Genomic DNA, 17077 nt, shown 5'->3' with positions numbered 1-17077 from the left:
ACTTCTTGCGCGCCCAAGAAGTCGGCGGAAGAAGGGCGCTCAAGGGGGGCTCACTTGAAGAAGATGGGGGCGCAAAGCTCGCCCCCCTTGAGAATCCCCCCACCGCTCACGCCCAGCCTGCCGCGACAATAAGACAACTGCCAAAGCACCCGCCAAGGTGGCACACGGCAGGGAACGATATCATACAACGGAAGGAAAAGGGGCGGGACGCTATTGCGTCCCGCCCCTTTTCCTTCCTCTTCCACACGCCCGCTTACGCCGGGGAGGTGCGTTCTCCGGGTTCCGGCGGAGCAGCCATTCCAGGCGGATTCCCCAGATTTTGTTTTTTGGTAGTTTTATAGATACTTTCATTAGTCAGGCTCCCTGGTGTTCTTATATAAGAACAATTATAGCAAATAATCTCCCTATAATCAAGAAAAATGTGATTAGATGGGAGCAAGCGATTGTACTATGGGGCGCAAAAAAATGCTGGACGGCTATATCGGTAAGAATATCGCCCGACTGCGGAATCAGAAGGGGTGGTCGCAGGAGCTTTTCGCCGCAAAATTGCAGGTGGCGGAGTTCGATATTACACGGTCGACCGTGACGAAGATCGAGAACGGGTGCCGTAACATCTTTGCCCATGAGCTCCCGATGATCTGCCGGGCGCTTGGGTGCCGCTATGAGGACCTTTTGGGGCCGGTGCGCCGGCCGGAAGAGAGCGGCGAATGACTTAAAGCCGTGCCTCCCCGGGCGCATTACCGGTACGGTTCCGGAGCCTCTCAGGCAGAGGCATTGCGCCCGCGGCGCGGCGGCGGGCGGGATGCTGTACACCCGCCCATTGATCCGTGACAGGGCGCCGCCGACTTTGGCCGAAGGCCAACCGGAGGCGGCGTGGGGGTCAAGGGGGCGCAGCCCCCTGCGGTTTCTTTCCCCAATTTCTTGGGCGGCCAAGAAATTGGGCCGCCCGCCGGGGCGGGACCCGGCAAACTACGCCGCTCGCCGAGCGGCAAATCCAAGCCCGCCGTCGGTCGGCCACCGACAGGCCCTCCGCCTCCGGGGCGGAATATCTAAAACGGCCGTCGGCCGGCCAACGACAAACTGCGCCGCTCGATGAGCGGACAATCCAAATAAAGAGAAGCCGCCCTTCCGGACGGCTTCTCTTTATTCCCATTCATTCAGTTCGGCATACTGTTTGACGAACCGGTCGGCGAGGGCGCGGATGCGGGGCTCGTCCCCGGCGGCGGAGCGGTCGGCGATCGCGACGACGGGAAAGCCGGCGGCTTTGGCGGTCTCCACGGCGTAGAGCGCGTCCTCAAAGACGACGACCTCCTCGCGGGGCAGTCCCAGCCGTTCGCAGGCGCGCTCATAGATCACGGGCAGATGCTTGCCCGCGCCCACCTCGGTACAGGTGAGCAGGAACTCAAACCGGCCGAGCAGGCCGACCCGCTTGAGCGCCGCCTCCGCGAGATAGCGGTCGGTGGCGGTGGCCACGCACATGCGCACCCCGGCGCGGGCGAGGCGGTCGACGAAGGAGAGGATGTCCGCCTTGGGCGGGATCTGGTGGAAATAGCTCTCCTCCATGACCTCGTTGATGCCGTCCATCACATCCTGCACGGTCCCGGTGACGCCGAACCGTTCGCGCAGGTAATCGGCGGTCTGGACCATGCTGAGGTCCTTGAGGGCCTCGTAAAGTCCCGGGGGCGGGCGGACGCCCCGCTTCATGAGGAAGCGGTCGGCGGAGTCGCCCCAGAAGGGCATGGAGTCGAGCAGGGTACCGTCCATATCAAAGATTGCGCCTTGCATGAAAACCTCCTTGGCCGGGTGAATTTTCTGTAGCTATTCTACCGCGTTTCCCGGAGAAATGCAAACCAAAGAAATCCATCCCCCGGCGGGCGCGCCGGGGGATGGATTTCCTTCAGGAGCCCTGCGCGGCAAAATAGAGCTTGTTGCGCAGGTAGGAGGGGTCGTCGGGCTTATATTTCCCGGCGCGGTCGTTATATTCGGCGGCGCGGGCGCGCTCGCCCAGCCGGTCGTGGCAGACGCAAAGCTGGATGCAGGGCAGGTAGCCGTAGCAGTCGGGGCTGACGAAAGCGCCCGAGCGGTCGTCGCGCTCGCGGGAGAGCGCGAGCTCATACCAGAAGATCGCCTCCCGGTAGCGCGCGCGGTCGAGAAAATGCTTTCCGACGTCGCAGCAGACCTCGGCGCGCGGTGTGTCGTACTCGAGGGTGCGCAGCAGCGCGGAAAGCGCCTCGCGCGGCTCCTTCATCGCGTAGCGGCACCAGGAGAGATGGCGGCAGGCTTCGATGTTGTTTTCGATCCAGCCGCGTCCCCCGTCCAAGAACGCCTCAAACACGCGGACGGCGTCGGCGTAACGCTCGTGGTAGTAGAGCTCGCGCGCGTAGTAGAACTGGTCGCGCGGCGCGAGCTCCCCCTGCTCGGCGAGCTGTTTTTCATAGATGCGCAGATTGCGCGCAGGGTCGGAGGGGCGCAGCTTGCGGTGGGAGACGGCGGCGTCTCCGTAAACGACGACGCCCGAGGGGGTGATCGCCTCGTGTACCGCCCCCGCCCAGCGGAATTCAGGGCTGTTGCGGACGATCCGTTCGCGGTAGTAGGAGAGGGTGGGCTTGCCGTCCGCGTCGAACGCCGCGTGGTAGCGGAGCATGACGACGTCGGCGGCGGGATCGAGGGTGCGTTTGAGGTCGAGCAGCGCGGCGCGGTCGGCTTCCAAAAGGATGTCGTCCGCGTCGAGCCACATGCAGTATTCCATCTCCGCTTTGGAGAAGGAAAAATTCCGCGCGGCGGAAAAGTCGTCGGTCCACGCGAAGTCATAGACCTTGTCGGTATACCGCCGCGCGATCTCCTTCGTCGCGTCGGCGGAGCCGGTATCCACAATGATGATCTCGTCCGCCGTGTCCGCCGCGCTTTCGAGGCAGCGGGCGAGGACGTCCTCCTCATCCTTAACGATCATGCACAGGCTGATGGTGATCATGGAACTCTCCTTTACAGGTTTTGCCGCCCGAACGGCGCGTCAGAGAAATGCGCCCTCCCGTTCAAAGCGGGTGCGAAGCGTTCCGATCGCCTTCTTTTCAATGCGCGAGACATAGGAGCGGGAAATTTCCAGCTTTTTGGCGACCTCCCGCTGGGTGAGCGGGCGGGTCCCGCCGAGTCCGTAGCGCATGACGATGATCTGCCGCTCCCGCTCGTCGAGGCAGCAGGCGATAAAATCATAGAGCTGCTCCGACTTGATGTGCAGGTCGATGCAGTCGATGATGTTGTCCTCCTCCGACATGATGTCGCCGAGCGTCAGGGAATTTCCGTCCTTGTCGGTGTCGATCGGATCGCTTATGTAGACGTCCTGCGCGGACTTCTTCTTATTGCGGAAGTGCATCAGCACCTCGTTTTCGATGCAGCGGGAGGCGTAGGTCGCGAAACGGGTCCCCTTGTCGGTGTTGAAGGTGGAGACCGCCTTGATCAGTCCGATCGTCCCGATCGAGATCAGGTCGTCCTGGTCCTTGAAGGTGCTGTAATACTTCTTGATGATATGGGCCACGAGGCGCAGGTTGTGCTCGATCAGGCAGGCTTTGGCGGCTTCGTCCCCGGCGGCGATCCGATCGAGGCATTCGCGTTCCTCCTTGGCGGAGAGGGGGCGGGGGAAGGACCCGGTACCGGTGACGTGCAGGGCGAAATAGAGCAGGTTGCACAGGGCGGCGAACAACGAGAACAAGGGAAGACCTCCTCGGCCGGAACCCGGCGGATTTGAGAATCGGGCGAAAAAGAAAACGCACCATGCAAGACATGGCACGATTCATCTATATGCCAAAGGGCCTCGTCCCGTGCAAGTCCGGCGGCGGGACGAAAACGGCCGTCGCGGAAAAACAATTGAAAACACGGCGGGAACGGGATATAATAAGCGCAGAAAAATTTGAGGGAGGAATCGCAATGCCCTGCATCCAGACAAAGGTAAACGTCACGCTCACCCCGGAAAAGGAGGAGGCGATCAAGCAAAAATTCGGACAGGCGATCACCGCCATCCCCGGCAAAACGGAAAACTGGCTGATGTGCACGTTCGAGGACGGCTGCCGCATGTATTTCCGCGGGGAGGCCGGCGCGCCGATGGCCTTCGTGGAGGTCAAGGTGTACGGCAAGGCGCCCGCGTCCGCCTTTGACAGGCTGACCGGGGAGATCACCGGCATCCTGCGCGACGAACTGGATATCGCGCCCGACCACATCTACGTCAAATATGAGGAGGTGGCCAACTGGGGCTGGAACGGCGCGAATTTTTGAGCCGTAAAAGGGGCGGGGAGCGTGCTCCCCGCCCTTCTGCCGCGCGCCTTTCCATCGGCGGAAAGATGTGGTATACTGATTTTGCGAAGATTCCGAATGAAAGGATGAGCGGATGGGAACCGTCTTGATGTGGGCGCTTTTCGCGGTCAACGCGGCGGGACTGGCGGCCTGCGGGCTCGACAAGTGGAAGGCGAAGCGCGGCGCGTGGCGCATCCCCGAGAAAACGCTCTTCTTCTTCGCCGTGATCGGCGGGGGATGGGGCGTGTGGGCCGGTATGTATCTCTTCCGGCACAAGACGCGCCGCTGGTATTTTGTGGTTGGAATCCCGGCGATCACGCTGGCGGAATACGGGCTGCTCGTGTGGGCGCTGCTGGTTCGGTAATCGGACGGGTTTTGCGTAAGGAGGAAAAGGAAATGGCAAAAAGAGTGGGAATTTTAACGGCGGGCGGTGACTGTCCGGGACTGAACGCGACCATCCGCGGGGTGGCCAAGGCGCTCTACCAGAAGATGCCGGACGTGGAGATCGTCGGCGTGGTCGACGGCTTCAAGGGGCTGATCAAGGGCGAGTACCATGAGATGAAGCAGTCGGATTTTTCCGGCATCCTGACGCGCGGCGGCACCATCCTCGGCACGGCGCGCACCCCCTATAAAAACATGAAGATCGTCGAGAACGACGTGGACAAGGTCGCCGAGATGAAGGGCAACTACAAAAAGATGAAGCTCGACTGCCTCTTCGTTCTGGGCGGCAACGGCACCCACAAGACGGCCAATCTCCTCTCCGAGGAGGGGCTCAACATCATCGGCCTGCCCAAGACGATCGACAACGACATCTGGGGCACCGACGTGACGTTTGGATTCCATACCGCCGTGGGGATCGGCACCGAGGTGGTCGACCGCATCCACACCACCGCGAGCAGCCACAAACGGGTGATGGTCATTGAGATCATGGGCAACAAGGCGGGCTGGCTCACCCTCTACACCGGCGTGGCGGGCGGCGCGGACGTCATCCTCATCCCCGAGATCCCCTACGACATCAAAAAGGTCGTCAAGGCGATCGAGCGGCGGGCGGCGTCCGGCCGGGGATTCTCGATCGTGGTGGTCGCGGAGGGCGCGTTCGACGCCGAAGAGGCCAAAATGAAAAAGAAGGAGCGCGCCGAAAAACGCGCCGCCGAGGGGATCACGACGGCGACGGCGCGCATCGTGCGGCAGATCGAGGAGAGCTCGGGCTCCGAGACGCGCATGGTCGTGCCGGGGCACTTCATCCGCGGCGGCGAGCCGTCCGCCTACGACCGGGTGCTCGCCTCCCAGTTCGGCGTTTACGGCGCGGAGCTCTTCAGCCGCGGCATCTTCGGCGTGACCGTCGCCCAGCAGAACAACGAGATCGTCCACAACCGCCTGTCCGACGTCGCCGGAAAGACGAAATTCGTCCCGGTCAACGACCAGATGATTTTTACAGCGCGCAGTTTGGGTATTTCCTTCGGCGATTAGGGAATACCATAGGCGGGAGGATTTCCTCCCGCCCGCGTCTGGTTTTTTCCTCCGTTCTTTTTTCAAGATTCTTCCCCGAATCCTATTGACAAAAACGGTGGGAACGATTATAATAAATATCGCGCTGTTCGACAAGACCGGCGCAGATGGCCCGGTAGTTCAGTTGGTTAGAACGCTAGCCTGTCACGCTAGAGGTCGTGGGTTCGAGCCCCATCCGGGTCGCCAGTTTGCCTTTGTAGCTCAGTTGGTAGAGCAGAGGACTGAAAATCCTCGTGTCGTTGGTTCGATTCCGACCGAAGGCACCAAACGCGGGTTTAGCTCATTTGGCAGAGCGCCACCTTGCCAAGGTGGAGGTAGCGAGTTCGAGCCTCGTAACCCGCTCCAACAAAAAGAGGTCGGGAATGGAAACTTCGCGCCTCTTTTTTCATATACTGCGGTATATGATAGCGGCGCCGTAGCCAAGCGGTAAGGCAGAGGTCTGCAAAACCTTCATTCACCGGTCCGATTCCGGTCGGCGCCTCCAAAGGACAAAACCCCCGCTGCGAAAGCAGCGGGGGTTTTTGCGCATCCGCGGCGTGGAAAGCAAAAAATCTGCAAAACCAACATTTACCGGTCCGATTCCGGTCGGCGCAAAAACAGGGCGGCGGGTCCATACGGACCCGCCGCCCTGTTTTTGTCAGCCTGGGAAGGCCGTACCGACGATCTCGACGAGGCGTGGGAGAACCGCCTCGACGATCAGCCGCCCCTTTTCCGCCGAGGAGGAACGCGCGGTCGCGAGGACCCCGGTGGAGGGAATGGCGTCTTTATCGATGGGGTATTTGAAGTAGGGGCAGGGCGCGGCGCCCTTTGAATCGACGATGAGCTCCTCCCGCACAAGCTCGGGCGCGAAGTAGAGCATGAGGGAGGTCTCGGTGATCGCCGCGTGCTCGAACGCCCAACCGGGGAAGGGCACCTCGTCGAAGAGGCGGCCGATCAGTTCCTCGGGCATGGGGTCCCACCAGTTGGAGAGCAGGAGGGTGACGCGGTCCCCATAACGGGCGCTGCACAGGTCCATCGCCTCGATGAGGAAGGGGTCGTTTTCAAAGTGCGCGTTCATAATGAAGATTTTGGTGAAACCGTCCCGCACGAACTCGTCGAACAGGTCGGAGGCGAGCTGCTGGAGCGTCGCGCCGTTCAGGTCGATCGTGCCGGGAAAGAGGGGCCCGCCGCCGCTCAGGGGCTTCGATTTATAGCCGTAGGAGAGGGTGGGGGCGACCACGCCGCTGACCGCCTGGGCGAGCCGGCAGGCGAACTGCTCGGCGAGCACCGCGTCCACGCAGAGCGGCAGGTGCGGCCCGTGCTGTTCGGTCGCGCCGACCGGGAGGATGAGGACCCGGTCCTTTTTCGCCTCAAATTCCCGCCAGGTCATCCGTTCCATCTTGACTTCTTCAAACATACAGCGCCCTCCTTTTGGATGTTCATCACATAATCAAATGATAAGGGAAAAGGATTGTGGCTACAATGTACAAAAAGTCCGAAAGCTCGCCAAATGCTTGTACGCAGGGTACAATGACGAAGCCGTTTCGCTGTGCTATGCTTTTTAACAGAGAACACGGCGGCCACCGGCCCGCCTGGATCAAAGGGGATTTCGGGACATGAAGAGAACCTTATTTCTAAACGCGAAGCTCAAGGGCGCCGCCGGCGTCACCGACCTTTTGGTGGAGGACGGCGCCTTTTCGGAGATCGCTCCCGGCCTGGGCGCCCGGTATCCGGAGGCCGAGCGGGTGGACCTCGGCGGGAAGCTGACGCTTCCGCCCTATGTGGAACCGCACATCCATCTGGATTATGTATATACGGCGCGCGAACCCGGCGCGAAAAACCACAGCGGGACCCTCTTCGAGGGCATCCAGCGCTGGTCGGAGACAAAGGGCGGCATGTCCGGGGAGGAGATCAAGCGCCGCGCCCGCATCGCCCTGCGCAAGCAGATCCTGAGCGGCATCCAATACGTCCGCACCCATGTGGACGTGACCGACCCCAACCTCACCGGCCTGAAGGCGATGCTGGAGCTGCGCGAGGAGGTCTCCGACCTCGTCACCATGCAGATCATCGCCTTCCCGCAGGAGGGGATGTACTCCTTCCCGGGCGGCGACCGGCTCGTGGAGGAGGCGCTTAAAATGGGCGCCGACGTCGTCGGCGCGATCCCGCACTTTGAATTCACCCGCGAGTTCGGGCTGCGCTCGGTCAAAAGGGCGGTCGAGCTTGCGATCAAATACGGAAAGCTCGTGGACATCCACTGCGACGAGACGGACGACGAGCAGTCCCGCTTCCTCGAGGAGCTGGCCGCGCAGGCCTACCTCGGCGGCATCGGCGAACTGACCACCGCCAGCCACACCTGCGCGATGGCCTCCTACAACAACGCCTACACCGCCAAGCTCTTTAAGCTGCTCAAGCTCGCGAAGCTCAACTTCATCTCCTGCCCGACCGAGAACATGCATCTTCAGGGCCGGTGTGACAGCTACCCCAAGCGCCGCGGCGTGACCCGCGTGCCCGAGCTGCTCGCCGAGGGACTCAACGTCTGCTTCGCGCAGGATTCGATCTCCGACCCGTGGTATCCGCTCGGTTCGGGGAACCTCATGAACATCCTCGACGCCGGCCTGCACGCCTGCCAGCTCACGAGCATCGAGCAGATCTACGGCGCGCTCGACCTGATCACGGTGAACGGCGCGAAGACGCTGCACATCCAGGACGCCTACGGCATCGCGCCGGGCAGGGACGCCAACTTTATCGTGCTCAACGCCGCCGACGAGTTTGACGCGGTCTGCGAACGCGCGAGCGTCGCCTGCTCGGTGCGCGGGGGAGAATTCCTCTTCCGGCGGTTCGAGCAGGTCGAAACCGACCGGGGCTTTTTGCGGGAGGAGCCGCTATTTTTCGATGAATTCCGCGGCAAGGATGCTGTTGAAGAGTTCGTGCCGGACAAACGCATCGTCTAAATCCTTGGCAAGCAGCCCCTTGATCGTATTGAGGCGGTAGATGAGGGTGTTGCGGTGGATATAGAGCGCCTGGGAGGTCCGCAGCAGGTTGCAGTTGTTGTAGAGGTAGCTGCGCAGCGTGCCCACGAGGTCGGAGCCGTTCTTCTGGTCCGCCTCGAGCAGCGGCCCGAGGTTCTCCCGGGAGTACTTCCGGATCTCCTCGGGGTTCTCGATTTCAAAGAAGAGCCGGAAGATGCCGAGCTCGGAATAGTGCAGCACCTGTTCCCGGCTGATCCCCTTGGCCATCGTGGCCAGCGCCTTTTTGGCCTCCGAGTAGCTCGTCCGGATGGGGCAGCCCTTCTGGCACACCCGTCCGAAGCCCAGGCGCAGCGGCGCGTGGGGATAGCGCTTGGAGAGCACGCCGAACGTCTCGGTGAGGCATTTGTCGAGCGCGTCGGCGTCCCGTTCGGTCTTGCCGAGCGCGAGGCAGACGACCGTGTTGAGGTACCCCATCGCCAGGACGCTGCGCCCCTCCCCCTCGCCGCACGATTTGAGGGTGTGGGAGAGGTCGCTCTTGATGGTGTCCAGGGCGGCGGCCGCCGGGTCCCCGGCCTGGATCTCCGCCACCGCGATGAAGCGGAAGGCGCGCTGGGGGATCCCGAACAGCCCGGAAAGCTCCTCGAAGGTGCGGCTGTCGTCCGCGGAAAAGAGCAGCTGCTCCAGGAACCGCTGCCCCTTCTTCGCCTGCTCCTTGCGGTACATAATGTTTTCGGAGATCTCCTGCGTCACGTCGATCAGCTTGACGTCCCAGGGCATCTCGAAGAGCGGGAAGCAGGACGCGTCGGCCAGCTCGACCAGCGACGGGGGGATTTCGGGGATGTAGCGTTCCCCGGTGAGCATGACCATGCCGGCCAGCCCCTTGGAGACCGATTCACGCATGAGGGAGAGCAGGCTCTCCTCCCCGCAGTCGAGACCCGCGCCCGAAATGAAGATCAGCTCCCCGCCGTGCAGCCACTGGGAGATGGTCGAGGTGGTGCAGATGAACGGCCAGGAGATCTGCCGGTAGAGCCCCTTTTCACCGGCGACCAGCCGGATCTGCCTGAAGTGCCTGAGGCCCTTGAGGTCCGCGCAGGAGATGGACATGGGGCGTCCTCCTTCCAAAACAGTGCAGGCGGCAAACGCAAAAAAACCTGATCGTACCAGCCTGAAAGTATCAGGACCATTATAATACAAGCCCTATTTTTTGACCATGTCATAATTTTACAGATAGGAGTGTTACCGCATGAAACAAGCGTGGGAATGGGATTATGAAATGTTCAGCGGCGCGGTGCCGGTGAAGGACCGCACCGACCTCATCCAGTGGGACAACCTTTTGGAGGGCAAGTTCCTCGAGGAGGCGCGCCAGATGCTCGAGAGCGGCAAGGGCGCGTGGACCAAGCCCCTGCCCGAGTCGAAGGCGCCCTACTCCAAGATGCTCGGCGCGATCAGCAGCATGGCGAACATGGGCTACGACGTCACCGAGGCGGACAAGCTCATCCCGCTGGCGTTCGACGCAATCCGGGAGGACCGCCTCATCGACCTGCAGGTCCTCAACGCGCGGGTGTTCAAGGCGCTCGCCGAGGCCCCCAAGATCGCGGGGCACCCCTACTGGTCCTGCGTGGTCTACGAGAGCTTTGAGCAGTACCTGCAAAACGCGCAGCTCTGCGAATATCCCGATTACCGGCTTCCCGGCCGGGAGGAGCTCTTCGACCGGGTGCACGCGGGCTGGCTGGGCGAGATCATCGGCTCGGCGCTCGGCACGGCGGTGGAGGGCTTCAAATCCTCCCGGCTGTGGGAGGTGTTCGGGGAGATCGACGGCTACGTCAAGCCCCCCGAGACCCTCAACGACGACATCACCTTCGAGCTCGCGCTGCTCGAGGCGTTCCGTGAAAAGGGCTACGCGATCGATTCCGACGACATCGCTGACAAGTGGGTGGGGCTCATCCCCTTCGCCTACACGGCCGAGGAGGTCGCCCTGCGCCACATGCGCTCGGGCATCTATCCGCCGCAGAGCGGCTACCTCGTCAATCCCTACCGCGAGATGATCGGCGCCGCGATGCGCGCGGCCATCTGCGGCGCGCTCGCCCCCGGCAGGCCCAGGCTGGCCGCCGAGCTCGCCTGGAAGGACGGGCGGGTCTCCCACCACAACAACGGCATCCTCGCGGAGGTCTTCAACGCGGTGCTCGTCTCGATGGCCTACGTCGAGACCGACATGCGCACCGTTCTGGAGAAGGCGATGCGCGCCATCCCGATGGACAGCGAGTTCTACACCGTGCTCGAGTTCGCCTTCGAGGCGTGCGAGAAATCGGCGACCTACCGCGAGGCGTGGGAGCTGTGCGAGGAAAAATACAAGCACTACAACTGGGTGCACTGCTACCCGAACATGGCCTCCGAGGTGATCGCGATCTACTTCGCGGGCAACGACTACCAAAAGGCGATGAGCATCCTGATGATGTCCGGGCAGGACAACGACTGCACCGGCGGCCCGATCGGGCACGCCTACGGCGCGATGCTCGGGACGGCGGCGCTCGACAAAAAGTTCACCGAGCCGCTCGAGGACCGGCTGGACACCTACGTGCGCACGATGGAAACCCAGAGCATCACCTCCCTTTCGGAAAAGACGACCGACGCGATCTTAAAGCACTGGCAGGAATAACGGACCCAGGAGGAAAGGAAGCCTCTTAACGATAAGCTAGGAAGAAAGGAAGTTATGAAAAAATGAAAAGATCGATCTCTCTGCTTCTCTGCCTCGCGCTCTTAGCGGGCGTCTTCGCGGGCTGCGCGACCGCCCCCGCCCCCTCGCAGGCCAGCCAGGCCCCCGCTTCCGAAGCGGCCCCCGCGCCCTCCGAGGACGCCGCCCCCGCCGAGGAGCCCGCCGCACAGGCCGAAGCGAGCGTCCCGACCGGCGACAAGCCGATCGCGCTGCTCATCCCGTCCCCCGTGGGCGACCCGTTCATCGCGCTGTGCGTGAAGGGCCTTGAGAAGCTGTCCGCCGAGACCGGGGCCGAGCTCAAGATCATTGAGACGCTCGACAAGGCGGAATATGAGGATCAGGTCCGCGCGATGGCCGAGCTGGGCGCCAACCCCGTCTACTGCATGTGGGGCGACCTGTCCGAGCTGGCCGTCAAGGTGGCTCCCGAGTATCCCGACACCAAGTTCATCCTCGCGGACGTCTACATGAAGACGAACGAGCCGAACGTCAGCTCGATCTCCGTCGACCCGTACGCCTCCTCCTTCATCGCGGGCTATCTCGCGGCGAACACCACCGAGGCCAAGAAGGTGGGCTTCATCGCCCACGCGGACCGTCCCGTCAGCCGCCGGTACCGCGACGGCTTCATCGCCGGCGTGCACCACGTCGATGAGAACATCCCCGTCGAGGTCGCCTACGTCGGCAACGACCAGGACCCCGTCAAGGGCCAGGAAGTCGCCAAGCTGATGATCCAGAATAACGGCGTCGACCTCATCTTCCAGTCCGCCTCCCGCAGCGGCCTCGGCGTCATCGCCGGCTGCGCCGACCAGGGCATCAAGTGCATCGGCAGCGACGACTACCAGGGCGACGTCGATCCGTGCGTCTTCTGGTCCGCCCTCAAGCCGTTCGACGAGGCCCTCTATGTGGAAGGCAAGAGCGTGTTCGACGGCACCTACGAGAGCGGCGACAAGGCCTACGGCCTGGCGCAGGGGCTCCCGATGTACGATCAGCGCGACTTTGACAAGCTCCCCAAGGAGCTGCAGGACGGCGTGCTCGAGATCGTCGAGGGCATCAAGAACGGCACCATCCAGGTCACTGAGGACGAAAACGTTGTAAAATAACCCCCGAACGCTCCGGTGGGCGGCAGGAAGGCTCCTGCCGCCCGCCGAATAATCCAACGGACGGAATGGTTCCGCTCAGGATGGAGGCAATTATGGAAGACGTCATTCTGGAAGTCAAGGGGATGTGCAAATACTTCGGCTCGCTCGTCGCGAACGAGGACATCAACATGACGGTGAAGCGCGCGTCGGTGCATTCGATCATCGGCGAGAACGGCGCGGGCAAGTCGACGCTGATGAACATGATCGCGGGCATCTATAAGCCGAGCAAGGGCGAGGTGTTCGTCAACGGCAAAAAGGTCGTGTTCCGCAACCCCAACGACGCGGCGAAATGCGGGATCGGCATGGTCCACCAGGAATTCATGCTCTATCCCGAGCTTACGGTGCTGGAAAACCTCATGATGGGCTTTGAGACCACCCGCATGGGATATTTCCTGGACAGGAAAAAGGCGAGGAAGGATATCCAGGAGATCTGCGACAAGTACAAGTTTTCCATCCCGCTGGACGAAAAGGCGCAGGACCTGCCTGTTTCGCTTCTCCAGCAGGTGGAGATCGTGAAGGTCCTCTACAAGGGCGCGGACATCATCATCCTCGACGAGCCGACCGCGGTGCTCACCCCGCAGGGGATCGAGGGCCTGTTCGATGCGATCCGCTATCTGACTGAACACGGAAAAACTGTGATCCTGATTACCCACAAGCTCAAAGAGGTAATGGAGATCTCTGACTATATTACGGTGCTCAAAAACGGCCGCGTCACCGGCAACCTGACCCCCGCCGAGGCCAGCGAGCAGCTGCTCGCAAGCCTGATGGTCGGGCGCGAGGTGCTTTTCAACACCCAGAAGCAGGAAAAGGAGATCGGCGAGGACCTGCTGGCCGTGAAGGATTTGACCGTCAAGAGCGACGACGGCGTCGTCAAGGTCAAGAACGTCAGCTTCTCGGTGAAAAAGGGCGAGATCGTCGGCGTCGCGGGCGTCGCGGGCTCGGGGCAGGGAGAGCTGATCGAAAGCCTCTTCGGGCTGCGCAGGCCCGAATCGGGCGAGATCCGCTACAAGGGGGAGAACATCACCCACCTCTCCCCGCGCGGCCACCGGGTCGACCGGATCGGCTACGTCCCGCAGGACCGCCTCGGCACCGGCTGCGCCCGGGATTCGAGCATCCTGGAAAACTGCATCATGGGCTACCATGTGGCCCACAAGTTCAAAAACCCGCTGCTCGTCAACAAAAAGGAGGCCGAAGGGTTCTCCAAACAGGTCGTCGAGGACTTCTCAGTCAAGGCCGAAAGCGTCTACACACAGATCGGCACCCTCTCTGGCGGAAACATCCAGAAGGTGGTCGTCGGGCGGGAGTTCTGCCAGGAGAACGACCTGCTGGTCGTCGAGGACCCCACCCGCGGCATCGACGTGGGCGCGATCGAGTTTATCTGGCAGAAGATCATCCAGATCGCGGAGGCGGGCGTCTCGGTCCTGCTCGTGAGCCACGAGCTCGGCGAGGTCATGGAGCTTTCCGACCGCATCCTCGTCATGTATAACGGCGAGATCACCGGAAACCTGCGGAATACCGACGAGCTGGACGAGCAGACGGTCGGCATGTACATGTTGGGAGGGAAAAGGGATGAAGCTTAACCTCAGGCTTTCCACGAACGGAAAGCTCACCGTCCTCAAATATCTCGTCGCCGCGCTGCTGGTCATGATCATCGGATCGATCATCATCCTTTCCCAGGGCAACAGCCCGGCGGAGGCGTTCAAGGCGCTCGGCGTGGGCGCGTTCGGCAGCGTCAGCGCGATCGGCACCACGATCCGCTGGGCCACCCCGAGCATCATCACCGGCATCTCCGCCGTCATCGCCTTCAAATCGGGCATCTGGAACGTGGGCATCGAGGGGCAGATGTATTTCGGCGCGTTCGTCTCGGCGGTCGTCGGCTACCAGCTGCTCATGCCCCGCGGGGTACATATCGTCGTCTGCCTGCTGGTGGCGGGGCTCAGCGGCATGATCTTCTCCTTCATCCCCGCCATCCTCAAGCTGCTGCTCGACGTCAACGAGCTGATCAGCACCCTGATGCTCAACTACGCGGCGCTGCTCTTCACCGAGTACCTGACCTTCAAGTACATGGGCTTCGACGCGTCCGAGCTGGCCGACGCGATCGCCACCCCGGACATGCAGCCGACCGCCCGCCTGTCGGTGCTCCTGCCGCGCACGAGCGCGACGACGGCGATCTTCATCGCCATCGGCATCGCGATCCTGGTGCACCTGCTCTACAAGTACACCGTCAAGGGGTACGAGCTCAAGATGGTCGGCGAGAACCTCAAGTTCTCCAAGTTCGGCGGCGTCAACTACAAGAGCACCTTCCTGACGATCTTCCTGCTCAGCGGGTTCATCGCGGGCATGTGCGGCGGCACCGAAATGATGGGCACGTTCGGCAAGTTCCGCCCCGGCTTCGCCACCAACCTCGGCTGGGACGGCGTCATGATCGCCTCGATCGCCAAGAACAACCCCATCGCGGTCATCTTCATCTCGTTCATCTGGGGTGCGCTCAAGAGCGGCTCCTTCCACATGGAACGCGTCACCGAGACCAACCGGCTGGTGATTTCGGTGCTCCAGGCGCTCTTCGTGCTGCTTGTCGCGATCGACTACGAGGCGCTCTACAAGTGGTTCTGCGACCAGAAACAACTGCGCATGCTGCGCAAACAGGAAAGCGGGGTGCAGTGAGATGCTGGGAATTCTGCTGAGCACCTCCACGCTGGCGGCGACCGTCCGCCTGTCCGCGCCACTCGCGCTGGCCACGATGGGCAGCGTCTTCGGCCACAAGGCGAAAATCTTCAACATCGGGCTGGAAAGCTACGTGCTCACGAGCGCCTTCTTCGCCACCTGGGGCAGCTACCTCTTCGAGAACGCGTTCATGGGGCTGCTCTTCGGCATGGCCAGCGGCGTCGTGATGTCCGCGATCTTCGGCACCTTCGTGCTGCACTTCAAGTCCGACCCCATCGTCGTCGGCATCGCGATGAACCTGAGCGCATGGGGGCTCACCTCGCTGCTCCTCTTCAACATCTTCCACATCCGCGGCTCGATCATGGACCCGCGCATCAAGAGCTTCGGCAGCATCGACATCCCGCTGCTGGGCAGGATCCCCTTTGTGGGCGAGCTGCTCAACAACCACAACATCCTCGTTTACGCGGCCTTCGCCGTCGTAATCGTCTCGCAGATCGTCATGTACAAGACCCGTTTCGGTCTGCGCCTGCGGGGCGTCGGCCTCAACGAAAAGGCGATCCAGAGCGCGGGCGTCTCGGTGACCAAGTACAAATGGGCCTCGCTGATCATCACCGGCGTGCTCGCGGGCGCGGCGGGGGCCTGCCTGCCGCTGAGCGGCATCTCGATGTTCACCGAGAACATGTCCGCCGGCAAGGGCTTCCTCGCGGTCTCGGCCGCGCGCATCGGCAAGGGCGACCCCTTCAAGGCGTTCTTCGCCTGCCTGATTTTCGCGTTCGCGGACGCGGTGTCGGTCGGCCTCCAGAGCTTCAACATCCCCTCGCAGCTCGTGCTGATGACCCCCTATATCGCCACCGTCGTGGTGATGTGCCTGACGAACCTCGATCAGCTCAAGAAAAACGCCGTCTGACGGCCGGAAAGGGTTGGATAGGATGACCATCAAGGCGATCCCCATCGGGGAGTTCGACTTTACCCCCTACGGGACCTACTACAATTTGAAGGAGGACGCCGAACGGGTGTCCCACACCAAGACCGACGCCTATGAGGACCACATGACCAAAGCCCCCCTCATCGACACGCCCGGCCATCTGGGCTACACGATCGGCGGGGCCGCGCCCTGCGAGGTGCGCTCGATGGAGAAGCACGCCCACACCGAGGAGGCGATCTTCTGCATGGCGGAGCCGGTCATCCTCTGCGTGGCGCTGCCGCACGGCGGCGAGCCGCCGCGCGCGGAGGACGTGCGCGCAGTGCTGCTCTCCCCCGGGGAGGCGGCCGTCATGGCGCGGGAGGTCTGGCACGACGCCTGCCGCGGGCTCGGAAAGCCCGCCGGCTACTACTACCTCGCGAAGGCGGGGGAGCGCCCCGCCGACTGGCTGCCGGTGAGCGGCGGGCCGGTCGCGCTCGAATACTGAGGGGGGCCCCGCGATGCGCGTATTGAACTTCGGCTCCCTCAACATCGACTACGTCTATTCCCTCGACCACATCGTCGCGCCCGGTGAGACGATCACCTCCCGGGGGCTCGAGGTCTTCCCGGGCGGCAAGGGCCTCAACCAGTCGGTGGCGCTCGCGCGCGCGGGCGCCGAGGTCTGCCACGCGGGTATGGTGGGAGAAGACGGCGGCATGCTGCTCGACGTCTGCCGGGAGGCGGGCGTGGATGTGAGCCGCGTGCGCACCGCCGGAACCCGCACCGGCAACGCGATCATCCAGGTGAGCGCGAAGGGACAGAACAGCATCGTGCTCTATCCCGGCGCGAACCGCGCGATCACGCGGGAATACGCGGACGGGGTGCTCGCGGATTTCGGCCCGGGGGACCTGCTCCTGCTGCA

At 62.5% G+C, this 17077-nt stretch carries 17 protein-coding genes and 4 tRNA genes; 16 read left to right on the top strand and 5 right to left on the bottom strand.

Annotated elements, in window-relative coordinates:
* Positions 1–465: 465 nt before the first annotated feature.
* The gene (locus ACZO3G_RS12360) at positions 466–711 is read left to right on the top strand and encodes a helix-turn-helix domain-containing protein (protein ID WP_101553181.1); all 246 of its coding nucleotides are present in this window, start codon (positions 466–468) and stop codon (positions 709–711) included.
* A gap of 432 nt (positions 712–1143) precedes the next feature.
* Here the strand turns inward: ACZO3G_RS12360 and ACZO3G_RS12355 are convergent, their stop codons facing one another.
* From ACZO3G_RS12355 to sigK, 3 genes are all read right to left on the bottom strand, one after another.
* Positions 1144–1785: an HAD family hydrolase gene (locus tag ACZO3G_RS12355; RefSeq protein WP_101549626.1), complete on the bottom strand. Its 642-nt coding sequence runs from the start codon at positions 1783–1785 to the stop codon at positions 1144–1146.
* A gap of 112 nt (positions 1786–1897) precedes the next feature.
* Complete coding sequence (locus tag ACZO3G_RS12350; RefSeq protein ID WP_276874406.1) at positions 1898–2971, bottom strand: glycosyltransferase family 2 protein; 1074 nt, start codon at positions 2969–2971, stop codon at positions 1898–1900.
* A gap of 39 nt (positions 2972–3010) precedes the next feature.
* Positions 3011–3706 (bottom strand): RNA polymerase sporulation sigma factor SigK, encoded by a 696-nt coding sequence (gene sigK, locus ACZO3G_RS12345; protein WP_101549630.1) that lies wholly within the window; start codon positions 3704–3706, stop codon positions 3011–3013.
* Positions 3707–3921: 215 nt separating this feature from the next.
* Between sigK and ACZO3G_RS12340 the strand changes: the two genes are divergently transcribed.
* The 7 genes from ACZO3G_RS12340 to ACZO3G_RS12310 all read left to right on the top strand — a co-directional run bounded on the left by ACZO3G_RS12340 (position 3922) and on the right by ACZO3G_RS12310 (position 6277).
* Positions 3922–4266, top strand: a complete 345-nt coding sequence (locus tag ACZO3G_RS12340) for a phenylpyruvate tautomerase MIF-related protein (RefSeq protein ID WP_276874411.1) — start codon at positions 3922–3924, stop codon at positions 4264–4266.
* Positions 4267–4378: 112 nt separating this feature from the next.
* Entirely contained in the window at positions 4379–4648 is a 270-nt protein-coding gene (locus ACZO3G_RS12335) for a DUF1294 domain-containing protein (protein WP_101549635.1), read from the top strand.
* 32 nt (positions 4649–4680) lie between these two features.
* A complete protein-coding gene (locus ACZO3G_RS12330) occupies positions 4681–5754 on the top strand; it encodes a 6-phosphofructokinase (protein ID WP_101549637.1) in 1074 nt (357 codons plus the stop codon).
* Between the two features lie 148 nt (positions 5755–5902).
* Positions 5903–5979, top strand: a tRNA-Asp gene (locus ACZO3G_RS12325).
* A 4-nt stretch (positions 5980–5983) separates the two neighbouring features.
* Positions 5984–6059, top strand: a tRNA-Phe gene (locus tag ACZO3G_RS12320).
* Positions 6060–6062: 3 nt separating this feature from the next.
* Positions 6063–6138, top strand: a tRNA-Gly gene (locus tag ACZO3G_RS12315).
* Between the two features lie 64 nt (positions 6139–6202).
* Positions 6203–6277: transfer RNA gene (locus ACZO3G_RS12310), tRNA-Cys, on the top strand.
* Between the two features lie 153 nt (positions 6278–6430).
* Here the strand turns inward: ACZO3G_RS12310 and ACZO3G_RS12305 are convergent.
* Positions 6431–7189: a creatininase gene (locus ACZO3G_RS12305; protein ID WP_277138691.1), complete on the bottom strand. Its 759-nt coding sequence runs from the start codon at positions 7187–7189 to the stop codon at positions 6431–6433.
* A 199-nt stretch (positions 7190–7388) separates the two neighbouring features.
* Here ACZO3G_RS12305 and codA point away from each other — a divergent pair, with 199 nt between their 5' ends.
* Positions 7389–8723 (top strand): cytosine deaminase, encoded by a 1335-nt coding sequence (codA, locus tag ACZO3G_RS12300; RefSeq protein WP_276874395.1) that lies wholly within the window; start codon positions 7389–7391, stop codon positions 8721–8723.
* Here the strand turns inward: codA and ACZO3G_RS12295 are convergent.
* Complete coding sequence (locus tag ACZO3G_RS12295; protein ID WP_288283716.1) at positions 8655–9845, bottom strand: PucR family transcriptional regulator; 1191 nt, start codon at positions 9843–9845, stop codon at positions 8655–8657. The two genes, codA and ACZO3G_RS12295, sit on opposite strands and share 69 nt — an antisense overlap.
* 139 nt (positions 9846–9984) lie before the next feature.
* On the opposite strand from ACZO3G_RS12295, the gene ACZO3G_RS12290 reads away from it, so the two are divergent.
* From ACZO3G_RS12290 to ACZO3G_RS12260, 7 genes are all read left to right on the top strand, one after another.
* Complete coding sequence (locus tag ACZO3G_RS12290; RefSeq protein ID WP_276874401.1) at positions 9985–11397, top strand: ADP-ribosylglycohydrolase family protein; 1413 nt, start codon at positions 9985–9987, stop codon at positions 11395–11397.
* 62 nt (positions 11398–11459) lie between these two features.
* Positions 11460–12551 (top strand): BMP family ABC transporter substrate-binding protein, encoded by a 1092-nt coding sequence (locus tag ACZO3G_RS12285; protein WP_121587653.1) that lies wholly within the window; start codon positions 11460–11462, stop codon positions 12549–12551.
* Positions 12552–12643: 92 nt separating this feature from the next.
* Entirely contained in the window at positions 12644–14170 is a 1527-nt protein-coding gene (locus ACZO3G_RS12280) for an ABC transporter ATP-binding protein (protein ID WP_101549649.1), read from the top strand.
* Positions 14160–15254 carry an ABC transporter permease gene (locus tag ACZO3G_RS12275; RefSeq protein WP_101549651.1) on the top strand — a complete coding sequence of 365 codons (1095 nt, stop codon included), beginning with the start codon at positions 14160–14162 and terminating at the stop codon, positions 15252–15254. The genes ACZO3G_RS12280 and ACZO3G_RS12275 overlap by 11 nt, the downstream gene beginning before the upstream one ends.
* A 1-nt stretch (position 15255) precedes the next feature.
* On the top strand, positions 15256–16161 hold the full coding sequence (locus ACZO3G_RS12270) for an ABC transporter permease (RefSeq protein ID WP_101549653.1): 906 nt from the start codon (positions 15256–15258) through the stop codon (positions 16159–16161).
* A gap of 22 nt (positions 16162–16183) precedes the next feature.
* On the top strand, positions 16184–16663 hold the full coding sequence (locus ACZO3G_RS12265; protein WP_276872963.1) for an ureidoglycolate lyase: 480 nt from the start codon (positions 16184–16186) through the stop codon (positions 16661–16663).
* Positions 16664–16676: 13 nt separating this feature from the next.
* Positions 16677–17077, top strand: a 401-nt coding sequence (locus ACZO3G_RS12260; protein WP_486847274.1) for a PfkB family carbohydrate kinase, incomplete at its 3' end; no start/stop codon positions are given.

The organism is Anaerotruncus sp. (genome assembly GCF_057433415.1).
The sequence above is the reverse complement of the archived record's forward strand: the minus strand, read 5'-3'. Positions and strand labels throughout refer to the sequence as shown.